20 protein-coding genes are annotated in these 24,700 nt (G+C 71.3%); 10 read left to right on the top strand and 10 right to left on the bottom strand.

Annotated elements, in window-relative coordinates; genetic code table 11:
• Window positions 1-15 precede the first annotated feature (15 nt).
• The 7 genes from AC4BEG_RS07865 (at window position 16) to AC4BEG_RS07835 (ending at window position 10,002) form a co-directional block, all read left to right on the top strand.
• Entirely contained in the window at window positions 16-957 is a 942-nt protein-coding gene (locus AC4BEG_RS07865) for a carbohydrate ABC transporter permease (protein ID WP_490705185.1), read from the top strand.
• 300 nt (window positions 958-1,257) lie between these two features.
• Window positions 1,258-2,466 carry an ROK family transcriptional regulator gene (locus tag AC4BEG_RS07860; RefSeq protein ID WP_490705184.1) on the top strand — a complete coding sequence of 403 codons (1,209 nt, stop codon included), beginning with the start codon at window positions 1,258-1,260 and terminating at the stop codon, window positions 2,464-2,466.
• Window positions 2,467-2,646: 180 nt separating this feature from the next.
• Window positions 2,647-3,750 carry a substrate-binding domain-containing protein gene (locus AC4BEG_RS07855; protein WP_490705183.1) on the top strand — a complete coding sequence of 368 codons (1,104 nt, stop codon included), beginning with the start codon at window positions 2,647-2,649 and terminating at the stop codon, window positions 3,748-3,750.
• 133 nt (window positions 3,751-3,883) lie between these two features.
• Window positions 3,884-4,672, top strand: a complete 789-nt coding sequence (locus AC4BEG_RS07850) for an ATP-binding cassette domain-containing protein (protein WP_490705182.1) — start codon at window positions 3,884-3,886, stop codon at window positions 4,670-4,672.
• Window positions 4,669-5,973, top strand: a complete 1,305-nt coding sequence (locus AC4BEG_RS07845) for a sugar ABC transporter permease (protein ID WP_490705181.1) — start codon at window positions 4,669-4,671, stop codon at window positions 5,971-5,973. The genes AC4BEG_RS07850 and AC4BEG_RS07845 overlap by 4 nt, the downstream gene beginning before the upstream one ends.
• Window positions 5,974-6,141: 168 nt before the next feature.
• Entirely contained in the window at window positions 6,142-8,115 is a 1,974-nt protein-coding gene (dxs, locus tag AC4BEG_RS07840) for a 1-deoxy-D-xylulose-5-phosphate synthase (RefSeq protein WP_490705180.1), read from the top strand.
• Between the two features lie 351 nt (window positions 8,116-8,466).
• Window positions 8,467-10,002 (top strand): amino acid permease, encoded by a 1,536-nt coding sequence (locus AC4BEG_RS07835; RefSeq protein WP_490705179.1) that lies wholly within the window; start codon window positions 8,467-8,469, stop codon window positions 10,000-10,002.
• Window positions 10,003-10,006: 4 nt separating this feature from the next.
• Here AC4BEG_RS07835 and AC4BEG_RS07830 read toward each other — a convergent pair whose 3' ends face one another.
• Window positions 10,007-10,438, bottom strand: coding sequence for an NTP pyrophosphohydrolase (locus AC4BEG_RS07830; RefSeq protein WP_490705178.1), 432 nt, complete (start codon window positions 10,436-10,438; stop codon window positions 10,007-10,009).
• Between the two features lie 58 nt (window positions 10,439-10,496).
• Between AC4BEG_RS07830 and AC4BEG_RS07825 the strand changes: the two genes are divergently transcribed.
• The gene (locus AC4BEG_RS07825) at window positions 10,497-11,549 is read left to right on the top strand and encodes a PLL family lectin (protein WP_490705177.1); all 1,053 of its coding nucleotides are present in this window, start codon (window positions 10,497-10,499) and stop codon (window positions 11,547-11,549) included.
• A 132-nt stretch (window positions 11,550-11,681) separates the two neighbouring features.
• Here AC4BEG_RS07825 and AC4BEG_RS07820 read toward each other — a convergent pair whose 3' ends face one another.
• From AC4BEG_RS07820 to AC4BEG_RS07800, 5 genes are all read right to left on the bottom strand, one after another.
• Entirely contained in the window at window positions 11,682-13,811 is a 2,130-nt protein-coding gene (locus tag AC4BEG_RS07820) for a 3-hydroxyacyl-CoA dehydrogenase NAD-binding domain-containing protein (RefSeq protein WP_490705176.1), read from the bottom strand.
• The gene (locus AC4BEG_RS07815; protein ID WP_490705175.1) at window positions 13,808-15,025 is read right to left on the bottom strand and encodes a thiolase family protein; all 1,218 of its coding nucleotides are present in this window, start codon (window positions 15,023-15,025) and stop codon (window positions 13,808-13,810) included. Before AC4BEG_RS07815 ends, AC4BEG_RS07820 begins: the two co-directional genes overlap by 4 nt.
• 171 nt (window positions 15,026-15,196) lie before the next feature.
• Window positions 15,197-16,474: a ribonuclease D gene (locus AC4BEG_RS07810; RefSeq protein WP_490705174.1), complete on the bottom strand. Its 1,278-nt coding sequence runs from the start codon at window positions 16,472-16,474 to the stop codon at window positions 15,197-15,199.
• A gap of 111 nt (window positions 16,475-16,585) precedes the next feature.
• A complete protein-coding gene (locus AC4BEG_RS07805) occupies window positions 16,586-17,245 on the bottom strand; it encodes a LuxR C-terminal-related transcriptional regulator (RefSeq protein WP_490705173.1) in 660 nt (219 codons plus the stop codon).
• A gap of 248 nt (window positions 17,246-17,493) precedes the next feature.
• On the bottom strand, window positions 17,494-18,252 hold the full coding sequence (locus AC4BEG_RS07800) for a DUF3000 domain-containing protein (protein WP_490705172.1): 759 nt from the start codon (window positions 18,250-18,252) through the stop codon (window positions 17,494-17,496).
• A 91-nt stretch (window positions 18,253-18,343) separates the two neighbouring features.
• On the opposite strand from AC4BEG_RS07800, the gene hemE reads away from it, so the two are divergent.
• Complete coding sequence (gene hemE / locus AC4BEG_RS07795; protein ID WP_490705171.1) at window positions 18,344-19,435, top strand: uroporphyrinogen decarboxylase; 1,092 nt, start codon at window positions 18,344-18,346, stop codon at window positions 19,433-19,435.
• Between the two features lie 49 nt (window positions 19,436-19,484).
• Window positions 19,485-20,936: a hypothetical protein gene (locus AC4BEG_RS07790; RefSeq protein WP_490705170.1), complete on the top strand. Its 1,452-nt coding sequence runs from the start codon at window positions 19,485-19,487 to the stop codon at window positions 20,934-20,936.
• Window positions 20,937-20,944: 8 nt separating this feature from the next.
• Here the strand turns inward: AC4BEG_RS07790 and AC4BEG_RS07785 are convergent, their stop codons facing one another.
• The 4 genes from AC4BEG_RS07785 to AC4BEG_RS07770 are packed head-to-tail and all read right to left on the bottom strand — an operon-like array spanning window position 20,945 to window position 24,646.
• Window positions 20,945-22,333 carry an FAD-dependent oxidoreductase gene (locus tag AC4BEG_RS07785; RefSeq protein WP_490705169.1) on the bottom strand — a complete coding sequence of 463 codons (1,389 nt, stop codon included), beginning with the start codon at window positions 22,331-22,333 and terminating at the stop codon, window positions 20,945-20,947.
• A 47-nt stretch (window positions 22,334-22,380) separates the two neighbouring features.
• A complete protein-coding gene (locus AC4BEG_RS07780; protein WP_490705168.1) occupies window positions 22,381-22,590 on the bottom strand; it encodes a hypothetical protein in 210 nt (69 codons plus the stop codon).
• A gap of 41 nt (window positions 22,591-22,631) precedes the next feature.
• On the bottom strand, window positions 22,632-23,456 hold the full coding sequence (locus AC4BEG_RS07775) for an IclR family transcriptional regulator (RefSeq protein ID WP_490705167.1): 825 nt from the start codon (window positions 23,454-23,456) through the stop codon (window positions 22,632-22,634).
• A complete protein-coding gene (locus AC4BEG_RS07770) occupies window positions 23,453-24,646 on the bottom strand; it encodes a 4-hydroxybenzoate 3-monooxygenase (protein WP_490705166.1) in 1,194 nt (397 codons plus the stop codon). The genes AC4BEG_RS07775 and AC4BEG_RS07770 overlap by 4 nt, the downstream gene beginning before the upstream one ends.
• Window positions 24,647-24,700 lie beyond the last annotated feature (54 nt).

Here is a 24,700-nt window from a genome sequence, read left to right as displayed (position 1 = left end):
TCCGGGGGTATCGCAATGACCTCACCAGCACAGCCCTCGGAGCTCCGCGGCGCCGCCGAGGAGGACGCCGCACCCCGTGAGCCCGCCGGGGATCAGCTGACCCCGCGCTCCGCCCCCGAGCGCGTCGGCAGCGAGGGCAAGGTCCTCAATGTCTTCTCCCACGGGATGCTGGTGCTCTGGGCGCTCCTGGTCACCATGCCGCTGCTGTGGGCGGTGATGAGCTCTCTGAAGACCGACAAGGAGATCTTCACCTCTCCCTGGGGGCTGCCCGGCAGTCTGCACTTCGACAACTGGTCGCGCGCCTGGAGCAAGTCCAACATCGGCGACTTCTTCCTCAACACCGTCGTGGTGGTGGGGTGCTCACTGGTCGGCACCATGCTGCTTGGCGCCATGGCGGCGTATGTCCTGGCCCGCTTCGAGTTCCCGGGGAAGCGCGTCATCTACTTCATGTTCGTGGGCGGGATGAGCTTCCCGATCATCCTGGCGCTGGTGCCGCTGTTCTTCGTGATGAAGAACCTGGCCCTGCTGAACACCTTCCACGGGCTGATCCTGGTCTACATCGCCTATTCGCTGCCGTTCACCGTCTTCTTCCTGACCTCGTTCTTCAAGACCCTGCCGAGTTCGGTGGCGGAGGCCGCCCTGATCGACGGGGCCTCCCAGACCCGTACCTTCTTCCAGGTCATGCTGCCGATGGCGAAGCCGGGCCTGATCAGCGTCGGGATCTTCAACTTCCTGGGGCAGTGGAACCAGTACATGCTGCCGACGGTGCTGAACACCGAGGAGGACAAGCGGGTGCTCACCCAGGGTCTGGTGCAGCTCGCCGCCAGTCAGCAGTACAAGGGCGACTGGTCGGCGCTGTTCGCCGGGCTGGTGCTGGCGATGCTGCCGGTGCTCGGTGTCTACATCATCTTCCAGCGGCAGGTGCAGGCCGGTCTGACGGCGGGCGCGATCAAGTAGACCCGTCTCCGGCACCTGATCACGGGGCGTCCCCGCCGTTCGGCGGAGGCGCCCCGTACCCTTGCGGACAAGCGGGCGCCCCGGTGTGGAACGTCGTACATCAGTGCACTGATCACACGGTGCGGCGCCGCGCCTGCCGTCATGACCGTGAGCCGTTCGGAAGGTGTCAAGGACTTGACGCGGAACAACCGGGGCGGCTCATCTTAGAGTTCACATGTTGGAGACACTGTCGGGCCTCACTGCTGCGGCCCGGCCGGCGGAGCGGCCGTCGTGCCGCCCGTGAAGGCGGGAGTGGATGGCGTGGAGACTCCGGGATCGCAGTCGTCGCTGCACCGGGCCAACCTCGAGCGGGTGGTGCGGGCGGTGCGCATGGCGGGCTCGCTCACCCAGGCGGAGATCGCCCGGAGCACGGGGCTGTCCGCCGCGACCGTCTCCAATATCGTCCGGGAGCTCAAGGACGGGGGAACGGTCGAGGTCACGCCCACATCGGCGGGCGGCCGCCGGGCCCGCAGCGTCTCCCTGAGCGGGGACGCGGGCATCGTCGTCGGTGTGGACTTCGGCCATACGCATCTGCGCGTCGCCATCGGCAACCTCGCCCACCAGGTGCTGGCCGAGGAGTCCGAGCCGCTCGATGTGGACGCGTCCGCCTCGCAGGGGATGGACCGTGCCGAGCAGCTGGTCAGCAGGCTGGTCGCGGCCACCGGGCTGCGCCAGGACAAGGTGGTCGGCGTCGGTCTCGGCGTGCCCGCGCCCATCGACGTCGAGACCGGCACGCTGGGCTCCACGGCGATTCTTCCGGGCTGGGCGGGCACCAATCCGCGGGACGACCTCGCCCAGCGGCTCGGGGTGCCGGTGCACGTCGACAACGACGCCAACCTGGGCGCCCTCGGCGAGCTGGTGTGGGGCTCCGGGCGCGGCGTCGCCGACCTCGCGTACATCAAGGTCGCCGACGGTGTCGGCGCCGGTCTGGTGATCAGCGGCCAGATCTACCGCGGCCCCGGCGGTACGGCGGGCGAGATCGGGCACATCACCCTGGACGAGTCGGGCCCGGTCTGCCGCTGCGGCAACCGCGGCTGTCTGGAGACCTTCACCGCGGCCCGCTATGTGCTGCCGCTGCTCTACTCCAGCCATGGCATGGATCTGACCGTTGAACGCATGGTGCAGCTGGCCCGCGAGGGCGACCCCGGCTGCCGACGGGTGATCGCGGACGTCGGGCGCCATATCGGCAGCGGAGTGGCGAATCTGTGCAATCTGATCAACCCGAGCCGGGTGGTGCTGGGCGGTCAGCTCGCCGAGGCGGGTGAGCTGGTGCTCGCGCCGATCCGGGACTCCGTGTCCCGGTACGCCATCCCCAGCGCCGCACGGCAGCTCTCGGTGATGCCCGGGGCGCTCGGCGGTCGGGCCGAGGTGCTGGGCGCGCTGGCGCTGGTGCTCAGCGAGATGGGCGATTCGACACTGCTGGACGGGGTTTCCGGCGCGGTTCCGGCCGGAGCGCCTGCCCTGACCTGAGCACTTTTGTCCGGTCACGCTGCGTCTATGCGGTGTCGTCCCGCTGCGTTCACTCAGATAACGAATGGCACCGTTGCCATCTCGTTAAGGATTTACTTCTTGACGTCATGCGGGCGGCCGAGTTGACTTCCAGCCACCTCGGCCGCTTGGACGCGGCCTCGTCAGGGAGGCACCCGCAAAATGAACGCAACGATGCGCCGCGTCGCCATCGCCAGTGCTGTCGTGTCCATGGCGGTCTCTCTCGCCGCCTGCGGTTCGGCGAAGGAAGCCGGCAATGACAAGTCGGACCAGAAGAAGAAGACCGGTCCGCTCACCATCGGCCTGCTCCTGCCGGAGGACCAGACCGCGCGATACGAGAACTTCGACCGGCCGCTGATCACCAAGAAGATCAAGGGGCTCTGCGCGGAGTGCAAGGTCGTCTACGTCAACGCCAAGTCCGACACCGCGCTCCAGCAGCAGCAGGTCGACTCGATGATCACCAAGAAGGTCGACGCGATCATCCTGGACGCGGTGGACTCCGAGGCCATCGCCAGCTCGGTCAAGAAGGCCGACGAGGCTGACATCCCGGTCGTCGCCTACGACCGGCTCGCCCAGGGCCCGATCTCCGGGTACACCTCCTTCGACAACGAGAAGGTCGGCAGGGTCCAGGGCGAGGCGCTGCTCAAGGCGCTGGGCAACAAGGCCAAGGACGGCAAGGTCGTCATGCTCAACGGCTGGGAGGCCGACCCCAACGCCGCCATGTTCAAGAAGGGCGCGCTCTCCGTCCTCAAGGGCAAGGTGGACATCGGCAAGCAGTACGACGTCGACCGCTGGCTCGCGGACAAGGCCAACGAGGCCATGAACGGCGCCATCTCCTCCCTCGGCAAGAACAACATCGTCGGCGTCTACTCGGCCAACGACACCATGGCCGGTGGCGCGATCACCGCGCTCCGGAGCGGCGGCGTGGACCCGCTGCCCCCGGTCACCGGACAGGACGCCGAACTCGCCGGTGTGCAGCGCATCCTGGCCGGTACCCAGTACATGAGCGTCTACAAGCCGTACGAGCCGGAGGCCACCGCCGCCGCCGAGATGGCCATCGCGCTCGGTCGCGGTGACAAGCCCAACGAGTCCAACACGGTGGACAGCCCGACCACCAAGGGGATCCCGGCCACCCTGATCACCCCGGTCTCGCTGACCAAGGACAACATCAAGGAGACCGTCATCAAGGACGGCCTCTACAAGGCAAGCCAGATCTGCACGGCCAAGTACAAGGCCGCCTGCGAAGCGGCCGGTCTCCTCAAGTAGCAGCCCCGGAGGGGCCGCCCGCGACCCCGGTGCGGCGGGCGGCCCCGCGACGGCCCCCTGACACCCCCCAGCCGAGGGGAGAGAGCGCTCTCCCCTCCGTCAAGCAGCAGGGTTCCCCCTGCCCGGAACGGAGATGGCCATCGTGCCGAACGAACCCGTGTTGGCGTTGCGCGGGATCTCCAAGCGATTCGGCGCTGTTCAAGCGCTGAGCGATATCCACCTGGAGGTCCATGCCGGTGAAGTTGTCGCCCTGGTGGGCGACAACGGCGCGGGCAAGTCCACCCTCGTCAAGACCATCGCCGGAGTCGGCCCCGCCGACGAGGGTGTGCTCGCCTGGCAGGGCAAGCCGGTCCAGATCAGCCGGCCGCACGACGCCCAGGACCTGGGCATCGCGACCGTCTACCAGGACCTCGCCCTCTGCGACAACATCGACGTCGTCGGCAACCTCTTCCTCGGCCGCGAGATCCTGCGCGGCGGCGTGCTGGACGAGGTCGAGATGGAGCGCCGCTCCCGTGAGCTGCTCCAGACCCTGTCGATCAGGATCCCCAGCGTTCGGATCCCGATCGCCTCGCTCTCCGGCGGCCAGCGGCAGACCGTCGCCATCGCCCGCTCGATGCTGGGCGAGCCCAAGCTGGTGATCCTGGACGAGCCGACCGCCGCCCTGGGCGTCGAGCAGACCGCCCAGGTTCTGGACCTGGTCGAGCGGCTGCGCGAGCGCGGTCTCGCCGTGATCCTCATCAGCCACAACATGGCCGACGTCAAGGCCGTCGCGGACCGGGTCGCGGTGCTGCGCCTGGGCCGTAACAACGGCACCTTCGATGTCCGTTCCACCTCTCAGGAAGAGATCATTTCCGCCATCACCGGCGCCACGGACAACGCCGTGACCCGTCGCAAGGCGCGCACCGGGGAGGTCGCGAAGTGACCACCAACGTCCGCAAGAACAACGGCGGTAGCCACGCCAAGCGCGGCCCGGCCGACGCCAACCCGGTCGCGAAGGACGCGGTCACCGCGGTGGACCCGCGGCTGCTGGTGCGTCAGGAGGGCTTCAAGGGCTATCTGACCGAGTTCGCCCGCAAGATGCGCAGCGGTGATCTGGGCGCGGTCCCGGTCATCGTCGGCATCGCCATCATCTGGGCGGTCTTCCAGGCGAAGGACAATGCCTTCCTCTCGCCCAAGAACCTCTCCGATCTCTCCATCCTGATCGGCGGCACCGGCATGATCTCGGTCGGGATCGTGTTCGTCCTGCTGCTGGGTGAGATCGATCTCTCCGTCGGCTCGATCAGCGGTCTGGCCGCGGCCACTCTGACGGTGCTCAACGTGAACCACGGGGTGCCCGAGGGGATAGCCGTGATCGCCGCCCTGGGCGCCGGTGCCGTCCTCGGCGCGCTCCATGGTTTCTTTTTCGCCAAGATCGGCGTCCCGGCCTTTGTCGTCACCCTGGCCGGTCTGCTGGCCTGGAACGGACTGATGCTCCAGGTGCTCGGTACCACCGGCACCATCGGCATCGACGACGACAGCTTTGTCCGCACCCTCACCGATCACTACTTCAGTCAGCTGATCGCCGCGTACGGGGCGGCGACGGTCGCGGTGGCGGGCTTCTTCCTCGCCCAGTTCATCGACAGCAGGCGGCGCAAGGCGGCCGGTGTCCCCTCCCGGCCGCTGAGCGAGATCGTGGTGCGCACCGCGGTGCTCGCCGCGATCGTGTTCACCGCGGCATGGCGGCTGAACGAGTACAAGGGACTGCCGCTCGGCCTGGTGATCTTCGTGCTGGTGCTGGTGCTGCTGGACTTCGTGGTCCGCCGCACCGCCTACGGCCGCAAGGTGATCGCGCTCGGCGGCAGCGTCGAGGCGGCGCGCCGCGCGGGCATCAACGTCGCGGCCGTACGGATGTCGGTCTTCGCCCTCTCCGGGCTGATGGCCGCCTTCGGCGGACTCATGATCGCCTCCCGGGTGGGCTCCGCCAGCCAGCAGGCCGGTACCGGCAACCTGCTGATGGAGGCCATCGCGGCCGCGGTCATCGGTGGCACCAGCCTCTTCGGCGGCCGGGGCTCGGTCTGGTCGGCGATGCTCGGCATGCTGGTCATCGGATCGATTTCATCCGGTATGAACCTTCTGGGGGTCGCCAACTCGGTGCAGTACATGATCACCGGTGGGGTGCTGCTGGCCGCCGTCGTGATCGACTCGGTGTCGCGCAGAACACAGCGCTCGGCAGGACGCGGCTGACCCGCCGCGCCCACAGGACCCGGCCCGGCACCGCCCCGCGAGGCGGTGCCGGGCTCGTCCGTTCGCGTGACCGACATCGCATGGGCCGGGGTCTCCGGCACGGAGCGGAACACTAGACTCGGGCGGACGGCAAGGCTCGATGGAGACGCTCGAAGCAAGGAGGCACGGGTGCTGCTGACCCGCATCAGGGGACCGCGCGATCTGGACCGGCTCGCTCCGGAGGAGCTGAACCAGCTGGCCGCGGAGATCCGCACCTTTCTCGTCGACGCCGTCTCCAAGACCGGTGGCCACCTCGGCCCGAACCTCGGTGTGGTCGAGCTGACCATCGCCCTGCACCGCGTCTTCGACTCGCCCCGGGACAAGGTGCTGCTGGACACCGGCCACCAGTCCTACGTCCACAAGCTGCTCACCGGCCGACAGGACTTCTCCAGGCTCAAGAGCAAGGGCGGGCTGTCCGGTTACCCCTCGCGCGCCGAGTCCGAGCACGACGTCATCGAGAACAGCCACGCCTCGACCGTTCTCGGCTGGGCCGAGGGCCTGGCCAAGGCCAATGAACTGCTCGGCAAGCAGGACCATGTGGTCGCCGTGATCGGTGACGGCGCGCTCACCGGCGGGATGGCCTGGGAGGCGCTGAACAACATCGCCGCCGCCAAGAACCGTCCGCTGGTCATCGTCGTCAACGACAACGAGCGCTCCTACGGCCCGACCATCGGCGGTCTCGCCAACCACCTCGCCACGCTGCGCACCACCGACGGCTACGAGCGCTTCCTCGCCCGCGGCAAGGACCTGCTGGAGCGCACCCCGGTCGTCGGCAGGCCGCTGTACGAGACCCTGCACGGCGCCAAGAAGGGGCTGAAGGACTTCATCACCCCGCAGGGCATGTTCGAGGACCTGGGGCTGAAGTACGTCGGACCGATCGACGGCCATGACATCGAGGCGCTGGAGTCCGCGTTGCAGCGGGCCAAGCGGTTCGGCGGCCCGGTCATCGTGCACTGCCTCACCGAGAAGGGCCGCGGCTACCAGCCCGCCCTCCAGGACGAGGCGGACCGCTTCCACGCCGTCGGCAAGATCCACCCGGACACCGGGCTGCCGATCTCCGCGGGCGGCGCCGACTGGACCTCGGTCTTCGGTGACGAGATGGTCAAGCTCGGTGAGGAGCGCGAGGACATCGTGGCCATCACCGCGGCCATGCTGCACCCGGTGGGGCTCACCGAGTTCGCCAAGCGGTTCCCGGAGCGGGTCTACGACGTCGGCATCGCCGAGCAGCACGCCGCCGTCTCGGCGGCGGGCCTGGCCACCGGCGGTGTGCACCCGGTCTTCGCGGTCTACGCCACCTTCCTCAACCGCGCCTTCGATCAGGTGCTGATGGATGTGGCCCTGCACAAGTGCGGGGTGACCTTCGTCCTGGACCGGGCCGGGATCACCGGGACCGACGGGGCCTCGCACAACGGTATGTGGGACATGTCGATCCTCCAGGTCGTCCCCGGGCTGCGGATCGCCGCCCCACGCGACGCCGACCAGGTACGCGCCCAGCTGCGCGAGGCCGTGGCGGTCGACGACGCGCCGACCGTGGTGCGCTACTCCAAGGGCGCGGTGGGCCCGGCGGTGGCCGCCGTCGGCCGGATCGGCGGGATGGACGTACTGCGCGAGCCCGCGCGGGCCGATCGCGAGCGGCCCGATGTGCTGCTGGTATCGGTCGGGGCGCTCGCCCCGATGTGTCTGGAGGTCGCCGACCTCCTCGACAAACAGGGCATTTCCGCCACGGTGGTGGACCCGCGCTGGGTCAAGCCGGTCGACGAGGAACTGCCCGCGCTCGCCGAGCGCCACCGCGTCGTGGTCACCGTCGAGGACAACAGCCGGGTCGGCGGTGTGGGTTCCGCCATCGCCCAGGCGCTGCGCGACTCCGGTGTCGATATGCCGGTGCGTGACTTCGGCATCCCGCCGCGCTTCCTGGACCACGCCTCCCGCAAGGAGGTCATGGCCGAGATCGGGCTGACCGCACCGGATATCGCCCGGCAGGTCACCGGCCTGGTCTCGCGGATCGGCAACCGCGACGACAACGAGACCGCCGAGGCCACCGGAGCGGACCGGGACGCGCAGGTGACGCAGCCGACGTCCGCCGGTGAGCCGGTGCGCGACTAGGCCCTGTCCTGCCGATCTTCGCGGGCCTGCGACGTCTGACACCGCGCCTCGCCGCGTTGTCGGGATCTTCCGAGTACGCCCAGTACGAGGACGACCCTCCGCCTTGCGATCCACGGCACCAGACGCCGCGGGCTGATCCACGAAGATCGACAGGACAGGACCTAGGCCGCCGCGACACCTCCCCGCCGGGCCGGTCGGAGCCTTCGTGCTCCGACCGGCCCAGCGCGTATTCCACGGGCCCGCCCCATCGGGTGAATCGGCGGGCGCCCGGAGTGTGCCCCGCCCTGCTCCCCACCGGTTGGCTGAACCATGGGCGCGCACGGGGCACGGGCAGGCGTGGAGGTGGCACCGGTGAGCGAGCAGAAACCCGACCGCGGCTCCGGAGGCCGCGGCGCCGAGGTCAAAGCCCGGCCGGACTTTCTGCGGACCAAGTCCGTCGAGCAGTCCATCCAGGACACCGAGGAGCCCGAGCACGCGCTGACCCGGTCCCTCTCCGCCCTGGACCTCACCGTCTTCGGCGTCGGCGTCATCATCGGGACCGGCATCTTCGTCCTGACCGGAGCCGTCGCCAAGGAGCAGGCGGGCCCCGCGACCGCCCTCGCCTTCGTCGTCGCGGGTGTCGTCTGCGCGCTCGCGGCCCTGTGCTACGCGGAGTTCGCCTCCACCGTGCCGGTGGCCGGATCGGCGTACACCTTCTCGTACGCCTCGCTCGGCGAACTGCCCGCCTGGATCATCGGCTGGGACCTGGTGCTGGAGTTCGCGCTCGGCACCGCCGTGGTCGCGGTCGGCTGGGCCGGGTACATCCGCTCGCTCATGGACAACGTCGGCTGGCACCTCCCGCTCGCCCTCTCCGGCCCCGACGCGGCCCACGGCTTCGCCTTCGACCTGCTCGCCTTTCTGCTGGTACTCGTGCTCACCGCGATCCTGGTCCTGGGCATGAAGCTGTCCGCCCGCGTCACCACCGTGGTCGTGGCGATCAAGGTGACGGTGGTGCTGCTCGTCATCGTCGCGGGCTCCTTCTTCATCACGGCGGAGAACTGGAGCCCCTTCATCCCCGAGCCCCAGGGCAAGGTGTCGGGCTCCGGGCTGACCGCGCCGCTGATCCAGCTCATGTTCGGCTACGCGCCGACGACCTACGGCGTCCAGGGCATCTTCGCCGCCGCCGCGGTGGTCTTCTTCGCCTTCATCGGCTTCGACATCGTGGCGACCGCGGCCGAGGAGACCCGCCTTCCGCAGCGGGACATGCCGCGCGGCATCCTCGGCTCGCTCTTCATCTGCACCGTGCTCTATGTCGCCGTGTCCGTGGTGGTCACGGGGATGCAGAAGTACACCCGGCTGTCGATCGACGCCCCGCTCGCCGACGCGTTCAAGGAGACCGGGCACCCCTTCTACGCGGGCCTGATCAGCTTCGGCGCGGCCGTCGGCCTCACCACGGTGTGCATGATCCTGTTGCTCGGCCAGACCCGGGTGTTCTTCGCGATGAGCCGCGACGGGCTGCTGCCGAGGGTGTTCTCCAAGGTGCACCCGGAGTTCGCCACGCCCTACCGCTCCACGATCCTGCTGGGCGTGATCATCGCCATCGTCTCGGGCTTCACCAGCATCTCCGAACTGGCGTCGCTGGTGAACATCGGCACCCTCTTCGCCTTCGTCGTGGTCGCCCTCGGCGTGATCATCCTGCGCCGCACCCGCCCCGATCTGCACCGCGCCTTCCGCACCCCCTGGGTGCCGGTGCTGCCGGCCGTCTCGGTGGCGGCCTCGCTGTGGCTGATGCTCAATCTGCCCGCCGAGACCTGGCTGCGGTTCGGGGTGTGGATGGTCATCGGCTTCGTCGTCTACTTCCTCTACGGACGCCACCACAGCCGGATGAACCCCCGGGCCCGCCGCTGACCCCTCACCTCCCGGGCCGTACCGCCCGCGGGCCGACGACCTCCGCGCCCAACTCCCGTACCCGGGCGCGCAGGCCCCGGTCGGCGGTCACCACCAGGCACGGGCGGCCCGGCTCCCGCTCCGCGACGACCTCCACGATCCGGTCGTCGCCGCTGCCCGGCGCGGTGTCCACCCGGACCCCCGCCACCGGCTCCACCCCGCGGGCCGCGCCCTCGACCACCAGGACGATGTCCAGCGGCGGACGGGTCGCCCACGCGGGGCCGCCCGCGCCCTGGGCAAGCCCGTCGAGCGAGAGGGCGGCCAGCCGGTCGCGCAGCCGCTCGGCGGCGCCGCGGCGGTCGCGCCACCAGCCGTCGGGCACCGAACCGACCACATTCGCCGCGTCCACGACCACCAGACCGGCGGCCGGAGCGGGACCGGAGTCAGAACCGTTCATAGACCAGGCAAAATACTATGGACGGGGTAGGGCACACGGGGAAGGTTGGCGGCAGGCCATGGCGTTGCGGTTGCTCCGCGGCAAGGACGGCAGGCTCACGGCCTACGCAGCGGTGGCGGGAGGTGTTGCCCGCTGGACCGAGGACCGCCCGGGAGGGCCGTCGTGGACGGGCCCCTGGCCGATAGCGGCCCCGGACGTCAGCGCGGTGACGGCCGCTCAGGGTGCCGACGGCTATGCGCATCTGGTGGGGCTGCGGCGCAAGCCCGGACCCAAGGGCGAGCCCCCACGGGTCGATGTTGTCCACGCCACCCAGTACCAGACGGGCCGTCCGCTGACCGCGTGGCACGCGCTCGGCACCCCGCACCCCAAGGACCGCGGCAAGGCGGCGCGCACCGGCGCCCCCGCCGTGGCCGTGGACTCCGCGGGCTCGGTGCATGTCTTCGTGCGCAACGCCGGGCGCGGAGTGAGCTGCCGCCGCCAGGACGCCAAGGGCAAATGGGGCGGCTGGACCGATCTGAAGGGCACGGACGTACTCGACGGGCTGTCGGCCGCCGCGACCGCCGACGGCCGGGTCGAACTGCTCGCCCCGGCTGGTGCGGACGCGGCGCTGCGCTGGTACCAGCCGGAGCCCGGCGGCACCCTGCGGCGCGGTGAGGACATACCCGCGCGCGTCCAGGCGTGGTCCGCCTCCGCGGTGGAGAGCAGCCGGGACACGGTCACCCACTACTGGCGGGACGCGGACGGCGGCGGGCTGTTTTCCTGGCGCCCGGACACCGATGCCCTCGCCTCCCTGGGCGGCGAGGGAGGCGCCGGGCCGGTCGCCGTGCTCCGCGCGCCGGTGGACGGCCACGACTGCACCGTGCTGGCCCAGCGCGACACCGGGAGCGGCCGGGTGTCCGTCGCCGCCCATCCGTCGGAGGACGAGGCGGCGGGCATGTGGTGGACGCCGTCGGGCGAACAGGGCGCCCACGACCCGGCGCTGGCCCTCGACGGGCTGGGCCGGGTGGTGCTGGCCGCCGTCTCCCTGGACGGCGCGCTGCTGGTGGCCCGTCAGAAGACCGACGAACGCGGCCTGGCCCTCCGGGCCTGGACCCGCGTCGGCGGCCGCTGAGAGGGCCGCTGGAGGTCCGGGAGGCGCCGGACACGCCGACGGGCGCCGGACGGAACGGACCGTCAGGGGTCCATCCGTCCGGCGCCCGTGGATCAGGGCCGGGAAAGCCGGGCCGCCGGGACCAGGCCGGGACTACGCCGGGACGCTGGCCACGCCCGGAGCCAGGAACCGCTTCCCGTTCACCCGCTCCGAAACGCCCTCGCGGTCCAGGTACGGCGTGATGCCGCCCAGGTGGAAGGGCCAGCCCGCACCGGTGATCAGGCACAGGTCGATGTCCTGGGCCTCGGCGACGACGCCCTCCTCGAGCATCAGGCCGATCTCCTGCGCGACGGCGTCCAGCACCCGGGCGCGCACCTGCTCCTCGGTCAGCACGGTGTCGCCCTGCCGCATCAGCGCGAGCACCTCCGGGTCCAGCTCCGGCTTACCGGAGTCATGGACGTAGAAGCCGCGCTTGCCCGCCTCGACCACGCGCTTGAGGTTCTCCGAGACCGTGAAGCGCTCCGGGAACGCGCCGTGCAACGTCTCGGAGACATGCAGACCGATGGCGGGGCCGACCAGCTCCAGCAGCACCAGCGGGGACATCGGCAGCCCGAGCGGCTCGATGGCCCGCTCCGCCACGTCGACCGGGGTGCCCTCGTCGATGACGTTCTGGATCTCGCCCATGAAGCGGGTCAGGATCCGGTTGACGACGAACGCCGGGGCGTCCTTGGTCAGAACGGCGGTCTTCTTCAGCTTCTTGGCCACGGCGAAGGCGGTGGCCAGCGATGCGTCGTCGGTCTGCTCCCCGCGGACGATCTCCAGCAGCGGCAGTACGGCGACCGGGTTGAAGAAGTGGAAGCCCACGACCCGCTCGGGGTGCTTGAGCTTGGACGCCATCTCGGAGACCGACAGCGAGGAGGTGTTGGTGGCGAGGATGGCGTGCTCCGGCACGACCGCCTCGACCTCGGCGAACACCGTCTGCTTGACGCCCATTTCCTCGAAGACGGCCTCGATCACGAAGTCGGCGTCCCCGAACGCGGCGGCCTTGTCCAGGGAGCCGGTGACCAGGGCCTTGAGCCGGTTGCCCTTGTCCTGGTTGATCCGGCCCTTGAGCAGCAGCTTGTCGATCTCGCCGTGGACATAGCCCACGCCCTTGTCCACCCGCTCCTGGTCGATGTCGGTCAGCACGACCGGCACCTCCAGACGGCGGGCGAACAGCAGCGCCAGCTGCGAGGCCATCAGACCGGCGCCCACGACGCCCACCTTGGTGACCGGGCGGGCCAGCGACTTGTCCGGCGCGCCGGCCGGGCGCTTGCCGCGCTTCTGCACCAGGTTGAAGGCGTAGATACCGCTGCGCAGTTCACCGCCCATGATCAGGTCGGCCAGCGCCTTGTCCTCGGCGTCGAACCCACGGGTCAGATCGCCGTTGCGGGACGCGTCGATGATGTCCAGCGCGCGGTACGCGGCCGGGGCCGCGCCGTGCACCTTGCTGTCGGCGATGGCGCGGCCACGGACGACGGCCTCGTGCCAGGCGTCGCCGCGGTCGACCTCGGGCCGGGAGATCTCGATCTCGCCCTTGAGGACGGCCGCGGTCCAGATCAGCGACTGCTCCAGGAAGTCCGCGCCCTCGAAGATCGCGTCCGCGATGCCGAGTTCGTAGACCTGCTTCCCCTTGAGCTGCTTGTTCTGGTTGAGCGAGTTCTCGATGATCACCGAGACCGCGCGGTCGGCACCGATCAGGTTCGGCAGCAGCGCGCAGCCGCCCCAGCCGGGCACCAGGCCGAGGAAGACCTCGGGCAGCGAGAAGGCGGGCAGCGCGGCCGAGACCGTGCGGTAGGTGCAGTGCAGCCCGACCTCGACACCGCCGCCCATCGCCGCGCCGTTGTAGTACGCGAAGGTGGGCACGGCCAGCGAGGACAGCCGCTTGAAGACCGCGTGGCCGCCCTTGCCGATGGCGAGCGCGTCCTCGTGGCTCTTGAGCAGCTCCACGCCCTTGAGGTCGGCGCCGACGGCGAAGATGAACGGCTTGCCGGTGAGGCCCACACCGACGATCGAGCCGTCCGCGGCCTCCTTCTCGACCTGGTCCAGCGCCGTGTTGAGGTTGGCGAGCGAGGCCGGGCCGAAGGTGGTCGGCTTGGTGTGGTCCAGGCCGTTGTCCAGGGTGATGAGCGCGAAGCGGCCCGCGTTCTGGGGGAGGTCGAGGTGGCGGACGTGCGCCTGGGTCACGACCTCGTCCGGGAACAGCTCGGCGGCTCCCTTGAGAAGCTCTGCGGTGGTGGTCACTTGTTCCCCTCGAAGTGCGGGTTCTCCCAGATCACGGTGGCGCCCATGCCGAAGCCGACGCACATGGTGGTGATGCCGTAGCGGACCTCGGGCTGCTCCTCGAACTGGCGGGACAGCTGGGTCATCAGACGGACACCGGAGGAGGCGAGCGGGTGGCCGTAGGCGATGGCGCCGCCGTACTGATTGACGCGCGGGTCGTCGTCGGCGATGCCGTAGTGGTCCAGGAAGGACAGCACCTGCACGGCGAACGCCTCGTTGATCTCGAACAGACCGATGTCGTCGATGGTCAGCCCCGCCTTGGCGAGGGCCTTCTTGGTCGACGGCACCGGGCCGTAACCCATCACCTCGGGCTCGACACCCGCGAAGGCGTAGGAGACCAGCCGCATCTTCACCGGGAGCGCCAGCTCACGGGCGACGTCCTCGGCGGCCAGCAGCGAGGCGGTGGCGCCGTCGTTGAGACCGGCGGAGTTGCCCGCGGTGACCCGGCCGTGCGGACGGAACGGGGTCTTCAGCCCGGCCAGGTTCTCCAGCGTGGTGCCCGGGCGCATCGGCTCGTCGGAGGTGGCCAGGCCCCAGCCGGTCTCGCCGCCCTCAGGGCTGGTGCGGCGCACCGAGATCGGCACCAGGTCCTGCTGGATCTTGCCGTTGGCGTACGCCTTGGCGGCCTTCTCCTGGCTGCGCACCGCGTACTCGTCGGCGCGCTGCTTGGTCAGATGCGGCAGCCGGTCGTGGAGGTTCTCCGCGGTCATGCCCATGAACAGGGCCGACTCGTCGACCAGCTTCTCCGAGACGAAGCGGGGGTTGGGGTCGACCGCCTCGCCCATCGGGTGGCGGCCCATGTGCTCGACACCGCCCGCGATCACCGCGTCGTAGGCGCCGAAGGCGATGGAGCCCGCGGTGGCGGTCACGGCGGTCATCGCCCCGGCACACATCCGGTCGATGGAGTAGCCGGGGACGGACTGGGGCAGCCCGGCGAGGATGCCCGCGGTGCGGCCGAGGGTCAGGCCCTGGTCGCCGATCTGCGTCGTCGCGGCGACGGCGACCTCGTCGATGCGCTCCGGCGGCAGATCCGGGTTGCGGCGCAGCAGCTCCCGGATGCACTTGACGACCATGTCGTCGGCGCGGGTCTCGTGGTAGATGCCCTTCGGGCCCGCCTTGCCGAATGGGGTGCGGACGCCGTCGACGAAGACGACGTCCCTAGCGGTACGAGGCACGTTGGCTCTCCTCCAGGTGCGGGATGGCACTGCTGCGGGCACGCCGATGACGGCGCGTCTCCACACCCTCATGCTACTTATGAGTAACCACCGTGCCCAGTCCCCGCCGCCGGAGCGTCGAAGGTCACAGACCCGACCGGCCGCACACCCCGCCGGACCCCGTGCCCCAGCTCAGGCCGGAGCCGCCTCCAGCGCCCCGGTGAGCACCTCGGCCACCTGGTCGATCTGCCAGGCGCGTGCGCCATGGCCGGCCAGCACGGTGGCAACGGCCTCCGTGGTGGACTCCGCCGGGGGCTCCCAGCACAGCCGCCGGACGGTGTCCGGGGCGATCAGGTTCTCCTGGGGCAGATTCAGCCGCTCGGCCAGCGTGCTCACCGCGGCGCGGGCCGCGGAGAGCCGCGCCGCCGCGGCCGGGTCCTTGTCGGCCCAGGCCCGGGGCGGCGGAGGACCGGCCACCGGCTGGCCCGGCTGGGGGAGTTCGGCCTCCGGCAGGGTCCGCGCCCGGTCCACCGCGGCCTGCCACTGCTCGAGCTGGCGACGGCTCATCCGGTGGCCGAAACCGTTCAGCGCCGACAGCGCCCGCACGCTGGTCGGCACCGCGAGCGCGGCCTCGACGATCGCCGCGTCCCCCAGTACCTTGCCCGGGGACACATCGCGGCGCTGGGCGATCTGGTCCCGCGCCGTCCACAGCTCGCGCACCACGGCCATCTGCCGGCGCCTGCGGACCTTGTGCATCCCCGACGTACGCCGCCAGGGGTCCTTGCGCGGCGGAGCGGGCGGGGCCGCGGCGATCGCCGCGAACTCCTGGTGCGCCCAGTCCAGCTTCCCCTGGCGGGTCAACTCCTCCTCCAGCGCGTCGCGCAGGTCCACCAGCAGCTCCACATCGAGCGCGGCGTAGTGCAGCCAGGGCTCGGGCAGCGGACGGGTGGACCAGTCGACGGCGGAGTGGCCCTTCTCCAGGCCGTAGCCGAGGATGTTCTCGACCATGGCGCCGAGTCCCACCCGGGCGAACCCGGCCAGCCGGCCCGCGAGTTCGGTGTCGAAGAGCCGGGCCGGGACCATGCCTATGTCGCGCAGACATGGCAGATCCTGGGTCGCGGCGTGCAGCACCCACTCGGCGTCGGCGATGGCGGCCCCCAGCCCCGAGAGGTCGGGGCAGCCGACGGGGTCGATCAGTGCGGTCCCCGCTCCGGCACGGCGCAGCTGGACCAGATAGGCCCGCTGTCCGTAGCGGTAGCCGGAGGCACGCTCTGCGTCGACGGCCACCGGTCCGTGGCCGGCGGCGAAGGCCGCCACGACCTCGGCGAGGCCGTCCGCGTCCGCGGTGACGGGCGGGATGCCCTCGCGCGGCTCCAGCAAGGGGACCGGCGCCGGGGGGAGGTCGTCCGGAGGAGCGCCCCCGGTGGTTCGCAGTGTCGTCTCTGCTGCGGTCTCTTGGGCGTCGGTCACCTGTCAAGGGTAGCTGTGCACGCCGGGTACGCAGGGCGCCCGTCGACGGAACGTTCCGTCGACGGGCGCGGGAGCGGGCGGGGCGGCGCGGTGGCCGGGCGGGGGTGCGGCTCAGTGAATGATCCCGGTACGCAGTGCGACCGCGACCATTCCGGCCCGGTCGCCGGTGCCCAGCTTGCGGGCGATCCGGGCGAGGTGGCTCTTCACGGTGAGGGCGGACAAGCCCATCGAGACGCCGATGGCCTTGTTGGACTGGCCCTCCGCAACCAGCCTCAGCACCTCGACCTCGCGCCCCGACAGCTCCCGGTAGCCCCCGGGGTGGCCGGGCGCGCCCGGCGGGCGGCGGTGCATCCGGGCGGCGGCGCCGAGCGGGGTGGCGCCCGGACGGCCCGGGAGGCCCAGGTTGGTGCGGGTGCCGGTGACGACATAGCCCTTGACCCCTCCGGCCAGGGCGTTGCGCACGGCGCCGATGTCGTCGGCGGCGGACAGGGCGAGGCCGTTCGGCCAGCCCGCTGCCCGGGTCTCGGACAGCAGCGTGAGGCCGGAGCCGTCGGGGAGGTGGACATCGGCGACGCAGATGTCCCGCGGGTTGGCGATACGGGGACGGGCCTCCGCGATGGACGACGCCTCGATGACGTCGCGCACCCCTAGGGCCCACAGATGACGGGTGACGGTGGAACGGACGCGGGGGTCGGCGACGACGACCATGGCCGTCGGCTTGTTCGGGCGGTAGGCGACCAGGCTGGACGGTTGCTCGAGGAGAACAGACACCAGGCCTCCTGGGGAAGTGGTGGGACGGGTCACCACGTCCTTCGGCACCGATACGGCCCGGCTTTAGAGAATGATCACGATTTGGTGAGTAACAATTCGGGCAATTAGGACGGCTTTTCGATCACGGGTGTTCTTTTTCGGAGGCTCGGCCCTGTCCGGCCACCGCGAGGTGCCCCGCCGGGCGCTGACGCCCGGCGAGTGAGCCGAAGGGGGTTGAGGTGCCCCGGAGGTGAACCGGGCCCGGAACGTCAGCGCGGCTGCGGGCCGCGGCGCTGGGGCAGCGAGACGATGCCCGCCTCGGCCGCTCCCGCCGGGGGCAGCCCCGCGATTTGGCACAGCAGATCGCACCAGGCGGCCAGATGTGCCCCGGTGTCCGGCACGCCCGGCACCCCCGGCTCGCCCGCGTCCCCGCCCGGCCGCTCCTCCGGCCGTCGCCCGGGGCGGGCCGGTTCGGGGGCCGGATGTTCCGAGGGGGTCCACGAGGCGCGGATCTCGATCCGGGTCGAGGGCTCCCGCTCGCTCATCGCGCCGAAGTAGTGCGAGCTCGCGCGGGTCACCGTGCCGCTGGGCTCGCCGTAGGTCAGCCCGCGGGCCTCCAGCGCGCCGGTCAGCCAGGACCAGCACACCTCGGGCAGCAGCGGATCGGCCGCGATCTCCGGCTCCAGATCCGCGTGGACCAGCGTGACCAGGCGGAAGGTCCCCTGCCAGGCGTCGTGCCCGGCCGGGTCGTGCAGCAGGATCAGCCGCCCCTCCGCCAGCTCCTCGTCCTCGTCCGCGCCGTCCGCGGTGACCACGGCCTCCAGCGCGTACGAGAAGGGGGCGAGCCGACGCGGTGGTGGGGTCGGGTCGATCTCCACCTCGGGCCGCACCCGCACACCGCGCAGCCCGGCGACCGCACGCCGGAAGGCGGGCGGGGTGCCCTCCCCGCCCGCGTCCGCGCCGTCCGCGCCGTCGGCGCCGCCGGCGCCGTCAGCACCGTCAGAGAGCTGTCCTTGAACCGCTGCCATGCCCGGAAGACTAGGCGCATCGAGGGCCTCAACCGGGGAGGAACACCCGGGTTGGCGGGTCACTCGTTCGGCCCGTGCGAAGATTTGGGACATGAGCGCCACAGAGCGGCCCTCGGGCCAGCAGCAGACCGGTCGCGACGCGGCCCGTGCCACCGTCGATTCGGCATTTCTGCGGGCCTGCCGGAGGGAGCCGGTGCCGCACACGCCGGTGTGGTTCATGCGGCAGGCCGGGCGCTCGCTCCCGGAGTACCGCAAGGTCCGCGAGGGCACCGCGATGCTGGAGTCCTGCATGCGGCCCGACCTGGTCACCGAGATCACCCTCCAGCCGGTGCGCCGGCACCAGGTGGACGCGGCGATCTACTTCAGCGACATCGTCGTACCGCTCAAGGCCATCGGTCTCGACCTCGACATCAAGCCCGGCGTCGGCCCGGTCGTGGAGCAGCCCATCCGCACCCGCGCCGATCTGGAGCGGCTGCGTCCGCTCGAGCCCGACGATGTGAAGTACGTCACGGAGGCCGTCGGGATGCTCACCGGCGAGCTGGGTGCCACCCCGCTCATCGGTTTCGCGGGCGCGCCCTTCACGCTCGCCAGCTATCTCGTGGAGGGCGGCCCCTCGCGCAACCACGAGCACACCAAGGCCCTGATGTACGGCGACCCCGAGCTGTGGGCCGATCTGCTGGACCGGCTCGCCGACATCACCGCCGCCTTCCTGAAGGTCCAGATCGAGGCGGGCGCCTCCGCGGTCCAGCTCTTCGACTCCTGGGTCGGCGCCCTGGCCCCGGCCGACTACCGCCGCAGCGTGATGCCCGCCTCCGCGAAGGTCTTCGACGCCGTCGCCGGATACGGCGTACCGCGTATCCACTTCGGCGTCGGCACCGGTGAGCTGCTCGGGCTGCTGGGCGAGGCCGGGGCGGATGTCGTCGGCGTCGACTGGCGGGTGCCGCTGGACGAGGCCGCCCGCCGGGTGGGGCCCGGCAAGGCGCTCCAGGGCAATATCGACCCCGCGGTGCTCTTCGCCCCGCGCGAGGCGGTGGAGACCAAGGCGGCCGAGGTGCTGGACGCGGCGCAGGGCCTGGAGGGGCATGTCTTCAACCTCGGCCACGGGGTGCTGCCCACCACCGACCCGGACGCCCTGACCCGGCTCGTGGAGTACGTCCACACCCGCACCGAGCGGTCGGTCTGACGGTCCGACGGCCGGAACCACGGCCGGGGTGCCGCGCGTCGTTGTGATCATGAATGACTTGGACGCCGCCGCCGTCGAGGAACTCGCGGACACCTGGGACGGGATCCGCGAGGACTACGACACCGTCGAGAACGACGACTACGACCGGGCGGCGCTGGACTGCGCCGCCCGGCTCGCGGCCGATCCGGGCGGTCCGTCGGCGTACGTCTGGACCCTGGGCCTGGTGATGATGGCGCCGTACGTCGGCTATCTGCCGGGCAAGGGGGTGGCCACCGCCGTGACGGACGCTCTCGCCGACACCGACGGCGCCCTGCGGGACCGGCCCTGCGACCACGCCTCGCATCCGTACCAGACGCACTACGACGACAATGACGAGGAACTCGCCGAGGAACTGCGGCTGATAGCCGACGAGACGGCGGACGAGGAGCCGTCGGCGCCCCGCGACGAGTGGCGCTGTCCGCGTAATGTGGCTGGTTTCGCACGTATCGCTCGGGACATCGTGGACGCCGGTTCGGCCGAGGACATCCCGCCGCGGCTGCCGATGGAGGCCCGGAACGCGATCGACGACCTGTCGGCGCTTCTGCACGGCTATCCCAAGCCGTGGACCGACATCAACGACGAGGTGGAGTCGGCGGGACGGGGTCTCCGCTTCGCCGACGATCCGCTGGACAAGGCCGGGCATGTCATGGTCGTGCGGGCGGTGACCTGGTACGCCGTCTCCGGGATGATCCGCGCCAAGTCGGTCCTCGACTGCCTGGTCGAGGTACTGGAGGAGACACTGCCCGAGTTCGACGGCGCCGCGTGCGGACACGAGACGCACCCGAAGCTGCCCGACAGCGGACCGGACGCCGCGGAACTGGGCATCGTCCTGAGCAGCCCCGGCGGACGGGGCGTCTTCGAGTACCAGTGGGGGAACAAGGGCAAGCTGGAGACCCTGCTGTGCCCGGCCTTCATCGCCGATCACGCGCGGGAGACCCTGGAACTGCTGCGGACCCGCCGCGAGGAGCTGTTCGGATGCCCGGACACCTCGTCCCTGGACGCCGAGTACCTGCGCCCGGACGGACGGCTGGAGATCGCGACGCTCGTGGAGCGGATCGAGGACAAGCACTGGAACGAGCCGTTCGCGCTGGGCCTCGGGCTGTGGGCGGCCCGCCGGTACGCCGAGGTCACCGATGAGCGTGAGCAGACCGTGCTGCTGCTGACCGCCGGTCAGACGATGCGGATCGCCTACCCGGACCCGCCGGTCTCGGTGCTCCGCGAGATCGTGCCGGTGCTGCGGAGCACCGTCGCGGCCCGGCCCGAGGGCCAGTGCTCGCACCCGGCCCATCCGCCGATGGAGCGGGGGGAGTTCCGCGGCGGGCTGGCGCATCTGTACGCCCCCGAGGAGCACCCGGCGCCCGAAGAGGTCCTGAGCCCCGACGCCTGGACCTGCCCGTGGTTCCTGGCCGGGTACGCGGAGGACCGGCTGAGCTCTCTGGAGCGGCTGTTGGACGGGGCCTAGAGGCGCCCCTACGCGGCCTCCGCCGCCCGCACCGCCGCCACCGCCTTGCGCGCCGCCACCTGCACCGGGTCCCACACCGGTGAGAACGGCGGCGCGTAGCCCAGGTCCAGCGCGGCCACCTGGTCCACCGTCATCCCCGCGGTCAGCGCGACCGCCGCGATGTCCACGCGCTTGCCCGCGCCCTCCCGGCCCACGATCTGCGCGCCGAGCAGCCGTCCCGTACGGCGCTCGGCGAGCATCTTCACGGTCATCGGGCGGGTGCCGGGGTAGTACCCGGCCCGGCTGGTCGACTCGGCCGTGACGGTCACGAACCGCAGTCCCACGGCCGCCGCCTCCGCCTCCAGCAGCCCGGTGCGGGCGATCTCCAGGTCGCAGACCTTGCTGACCGCCGTGCCCACCACACCGGGGAAGGTGGCGTAACCGCCGCCCACATTGGTGCCGATGACCTGGCCCTGCTTGTTGGCGTGGGTGCCCAGGGGGATGTGCCGGGTGCGGCCGGAGACCTGGTGGAACACCTCGACGCAGTCGCCGCCCGCCCAGATGTGCTCATGGCCACGGACCCGCATCGCCAGATCGGTCAGCAGCCCGCCGGACTCGCCCAGCGGCAGCCCCGCCTCGCGGGCGAGCCGGGTCTCGGGGGCCACGCCGAGGCCCAGCACCACCAGTTCGGCCGGGTATTCGCTGACCTTTGTGGCCACGCCCCGCACTCGGCCGTCCTCACCGGTCAACACCTCGGTGACCTCCGCTCCGGTGACGGTGTCGATGCCCATTCCGGTCATCGCCTCCCGCACCAGCCGCCCCATGTCGGGGTCGAGTGTGGCCATCGGCTGCTCACCCCGCTCCAGGACGGTGACCCGGCAGCCGCGCCGGATCAGGGCCTCGGCCATCTCCACCCCGATGTAGCCCGCGCCGACCACGACCGCCCGCTCGACCCGGGTGCCCTCCAGGGTGTCCAGCAGGGCCCGGCCGTCGTCCAGGGTCTGCACTCCGTGCACCCCGGGCGCGTCGATCCCCGGCATCGAGGGGCGGCGCGGCCGGGCACCGGTGGCGATCACCAGATCGTCGTAGCCGTACCAGCGCTCGCCGTCGCCGCGCGGATCGAGATCCCGGACCAGGACCCGCTGTCCGGCCGGATCGACCTCGATGGCCTCGGTGCGCAGCCGGACGTCGATACCGCGCCCCCGGTGGGTTTCGGGCGTCCGGGCGACCAGGGCGCCGGGGCCGTCCACGTCGCCGCCGACCCAGTAGGGGATGCCGCAGGCCGAGTACGAGGTGAAGTGGCCGCGCTCGAAGGCGAGGATCTCCAGATCGCCCCGGCTGCTGAGTCTGCGTGCCTGGGACGCGGCGGACATCCCCGCCGCATCGCCCCCGATGATCACCATCCGCCGCGCCGCCATGGCCCGTGCCCCTCCGCCGCCGTATGTCCGACTCTGCGGGGACCACGCTACGTGCCTGCCGGGCCCTCGCGGACGAGGCCGTGGAGCATGGCACTGGTTAGCATCAGCGCTCCGTCGATGGCGACGGCCTGCGCCCGGCTTCCGCCATGGTCGAAGCGGGTGCCGCTGAGGGCCGGGCTGGTGATGAAGAGCAGGACCGACATCACCCACAAGGAGGGCTTGCTGTGGGTGTGCGGATACCCGGCGAAGACCAGCACCAGCCTTCCCCCGGAACAGGGGGCGGCAAGGGCTCCTTCCGTCAGCCGGAAAGGTCCGCCGGCATCCCGTCGCCCCAGGCGGCGGCGAGGGTGCGGGAGATCCCCTGGGCGGCCACCCGCACCGCCGGAACCAGCGCCGGAGCCCGCCCTCCCGCGGCCGGTACGACCACCGAGAGCGAGGCCACCACCTCGCCGCCCGGTCCGCGTACCGGGGCCGCCACCGACAGCCCGTCCTCGGTGATCTGACGGTCGCTGATGGCCACCCCGGTGCGCCGCACCTCGGCGAGGGCGGCCCGCAGCCGGGCGGGGTCCTGGATGGTGAACTCGGTGAAGCGGCGCATCGGCCGGGCGCACACCCGCTCCAGCAGCCGCGGCGGACCGTAGGCGAGCAGCACCAGACCAACGCCCGTGGCGTGCAACGGCAGCCGCCCGCCGACGCGGGTGCGCACCCGTACCGCGGACCGCCCCGAGATCAGCTCCACGTAGACCACGTCCAGCCCGTCGCGCACGGCGAGCTGGACGTTCTCATGGGTGGCCTCGTACAGGTCCTCCATGAACGGCAGCCCCGCCTCGCGCACCCCGACCCCGCGCGGTGAGAGCGTCGCCACCTCCCACAGCCGCAGCCCGATGTGGTACGCCCCGGTCGTGTCCCGCTCCAGGGCGCCCCACCGCGTCAACGAGGCGACCAGCCGGTGCGCGGTCGCCAGCGGCAGTCCGGCGCGGCGGGCCAGGGAGGTGAGCGAGAGCGAGCGGTGGGTCGCGTCGAACGCGTCCAGGACGGCCAGCACCCGGCCCGCGACCGAACGGCTTTCGGACGGGCCACCCTCCTCGGGGGCGTCGACGGCCGGGGGACTCGGCGCCGTCATGACAGGGGGAGGCCGACGTAGTTCTCGGCCAGCTCGGCGGAGGCGGTGGGGGACGTGGCGATCCGGTCCAGCTGGGCGACCTGGATGCGGTCCTCGAAGGGGCTCTGGTCCGGGCGCCGGTGGAGGGTGTCCGTCATGAAGAACGAGAAGCGCTCGGCCTGCCACACCCGGCGCAGACATGTTTCGGAGTAGCCGTCCAGCAGTTCGGTGGAGCCGGTGCTGTGGCGGTGGATGAGGGCGCGGGCCAGGGTGAGGACGTCGGAGACGGCCAGGTTGAGCCCCTTGGCGCCGGTGGGCGGCACGATATGCGCCGCGTCGCCCGCCAGGAAGAGGCTGCCGTGGCGCATCGGCTCCTGGACGAAGCTGCGCATCGGGGTGACCGACACGGCGGTGATCGGGCCGCGCTCCAGCGGCCCGGCCCCGTCCACGTCCGCGCCCAGACGGACGCTCAGCTCGTCCCAGATCCGCTCATGAGACCACTCGGCGGGGTCCGTGCCGTTGTCCACCTGGAGGTAGAGCCGGGAGACCTGTGGGGAGCGCATGCTGTGCAGCGCGAAGCCGCGCTGGTGCCGGGCGTAGATCAACTCCTCGCAGGACGGCGGCACATCGGCCAGCACCCCCAGCCAGGAGTACGGATAGGTCCGCTCGAAGGTGCGCACCCGCTCGGCCGGGACCGCACGCCGGGCGATGCCGTGGAAACCGTCGCAGCCCGCCACGACCTCGCAGACCAGGGTCCGTTCGCGGCCCTCGTGGCGGAAGCGGATCTCCGGTGCGGCGGAGTCCGCCTTCTCCACGGCCAGCGCCTCCGCCCCGAACAGCAGCGGCGGTCCGGCCTCGCCGTCCTCGCCCAGCTGGAGCGCGATCAGATCCTTGACCATCTCGGTCTGGGCGTAGACCGCCACCGACCGGCCGCCGGTGGCCGCGGGGAAGTCGATGCGGTGCCGACGGCCTTCGAAGCGCAGCTCGATGCCGTGGTGGATCAGCCCCTCGCGGTCCAGCCGCGCGCCCGCGCCGCATGCGCGCAGCGCGTCCACCGTGCCCTGCTCCAGGATCCCGGCCCGCTGGCGCTGCTCGACGTAGGCCCGGTCCCGGCTCTCCAGCACCACACAGTCGATCCCCGCCCGGTGCAGCAGCTGGGCGAGCAGCAGACCGGAGGGGCCCGCGCCGATGATGCCGACGGTCGTGCGCATCGCTGATGTCCCTTCGTCCGGGCCGGTGTGATGCGAGACGGCCGCGGCTCTTGT

The organism is Streptomyces sp. JLBJ103 (assembly GCF_058215575.1).
Note: the sequence above shows the minus strand (reverse complement) of the source record. Positions and strands in the feature narration are given on the sequence as shown.

Coding starts and splice junctions, on each gene's coding strand:
- AC4BEG_RS07865 (WP_490705185.1), top strand. CDS start 16: ATGACCTCACCAGCACAGCCCTCGGAGCTCCGCGGCGCCGCCGAGGAG.
- AC4BEG_RS07855 (WP_490705183.1), top strand. CDS start 2,647: ATGAACGCAACGATGCGCCGCGTCGCCATCGCCAGTGCTGTCGTGTCC.
- AC4BEG_RS07850 (WP_490705182.1), top strand. CDS start 3,884: ATGGCCATCGTGCCGAACGAACCCGTGTTGGCGTTGCGCGGGATCTCC.
- AC4BEG_RS07830 (WP_490705178.1), bottom strand. CDS start 10,438: ATGAACGGTTCTGACTCCGGTCCCGCTCCGGCCGCCGGTCTGGTGGTC.
- AC4BEG_RS07825 (WP_490705177.1), top strand. CDS start 10,497: ATGGCGTTGCGGTTGCTCCGCGGCAAGGACGGCAGGCTCACGGCCTAC.
- AC4BEG_RS07800 (WP_490705172.1), bottom strand. CDS start 18,252: ATGGCAGCGGTTCAAGGACAGCTCTCTGACGGTGCTGACGGCGCCGGC.
- hemE (WP_490705171.1), top strand. CDS start 18,344: ATGAGCGCCACAGAGCGGCCCTCGGGCCAGCAGCAGACCGGTCGCGAC.
- AC4BEG_RS07790 (WP_490705170.1), top strand. CDS start 19,485: ATGAATGACTTGGACGCCGCCGCCGTCGAGGAACTCGCGGACACCTGG.
- AC4BEG_RS07785 (WP_490705169.1), bottom strand. CDS start 22,333: ATGGCGGCGCGGCGGATGGTGATCATCGGGGGCGATGCGGCGGGGATG.
- AC4BEG_RS07775 (WP_490705167.1), bottom strand. CDS start 23,456: ATGACGGCGCCGAGTCCCCCGGCCGTCGACGCCCCCGAGGAGGGTGGC.
- AC4BEG_RS07770 (WP_490705166.1), bottom strand. CDS start 24,646: ATGCGCACGACCGTCGGCATCATCGGCGCGGGCCCCTCCGGTCTGCTG.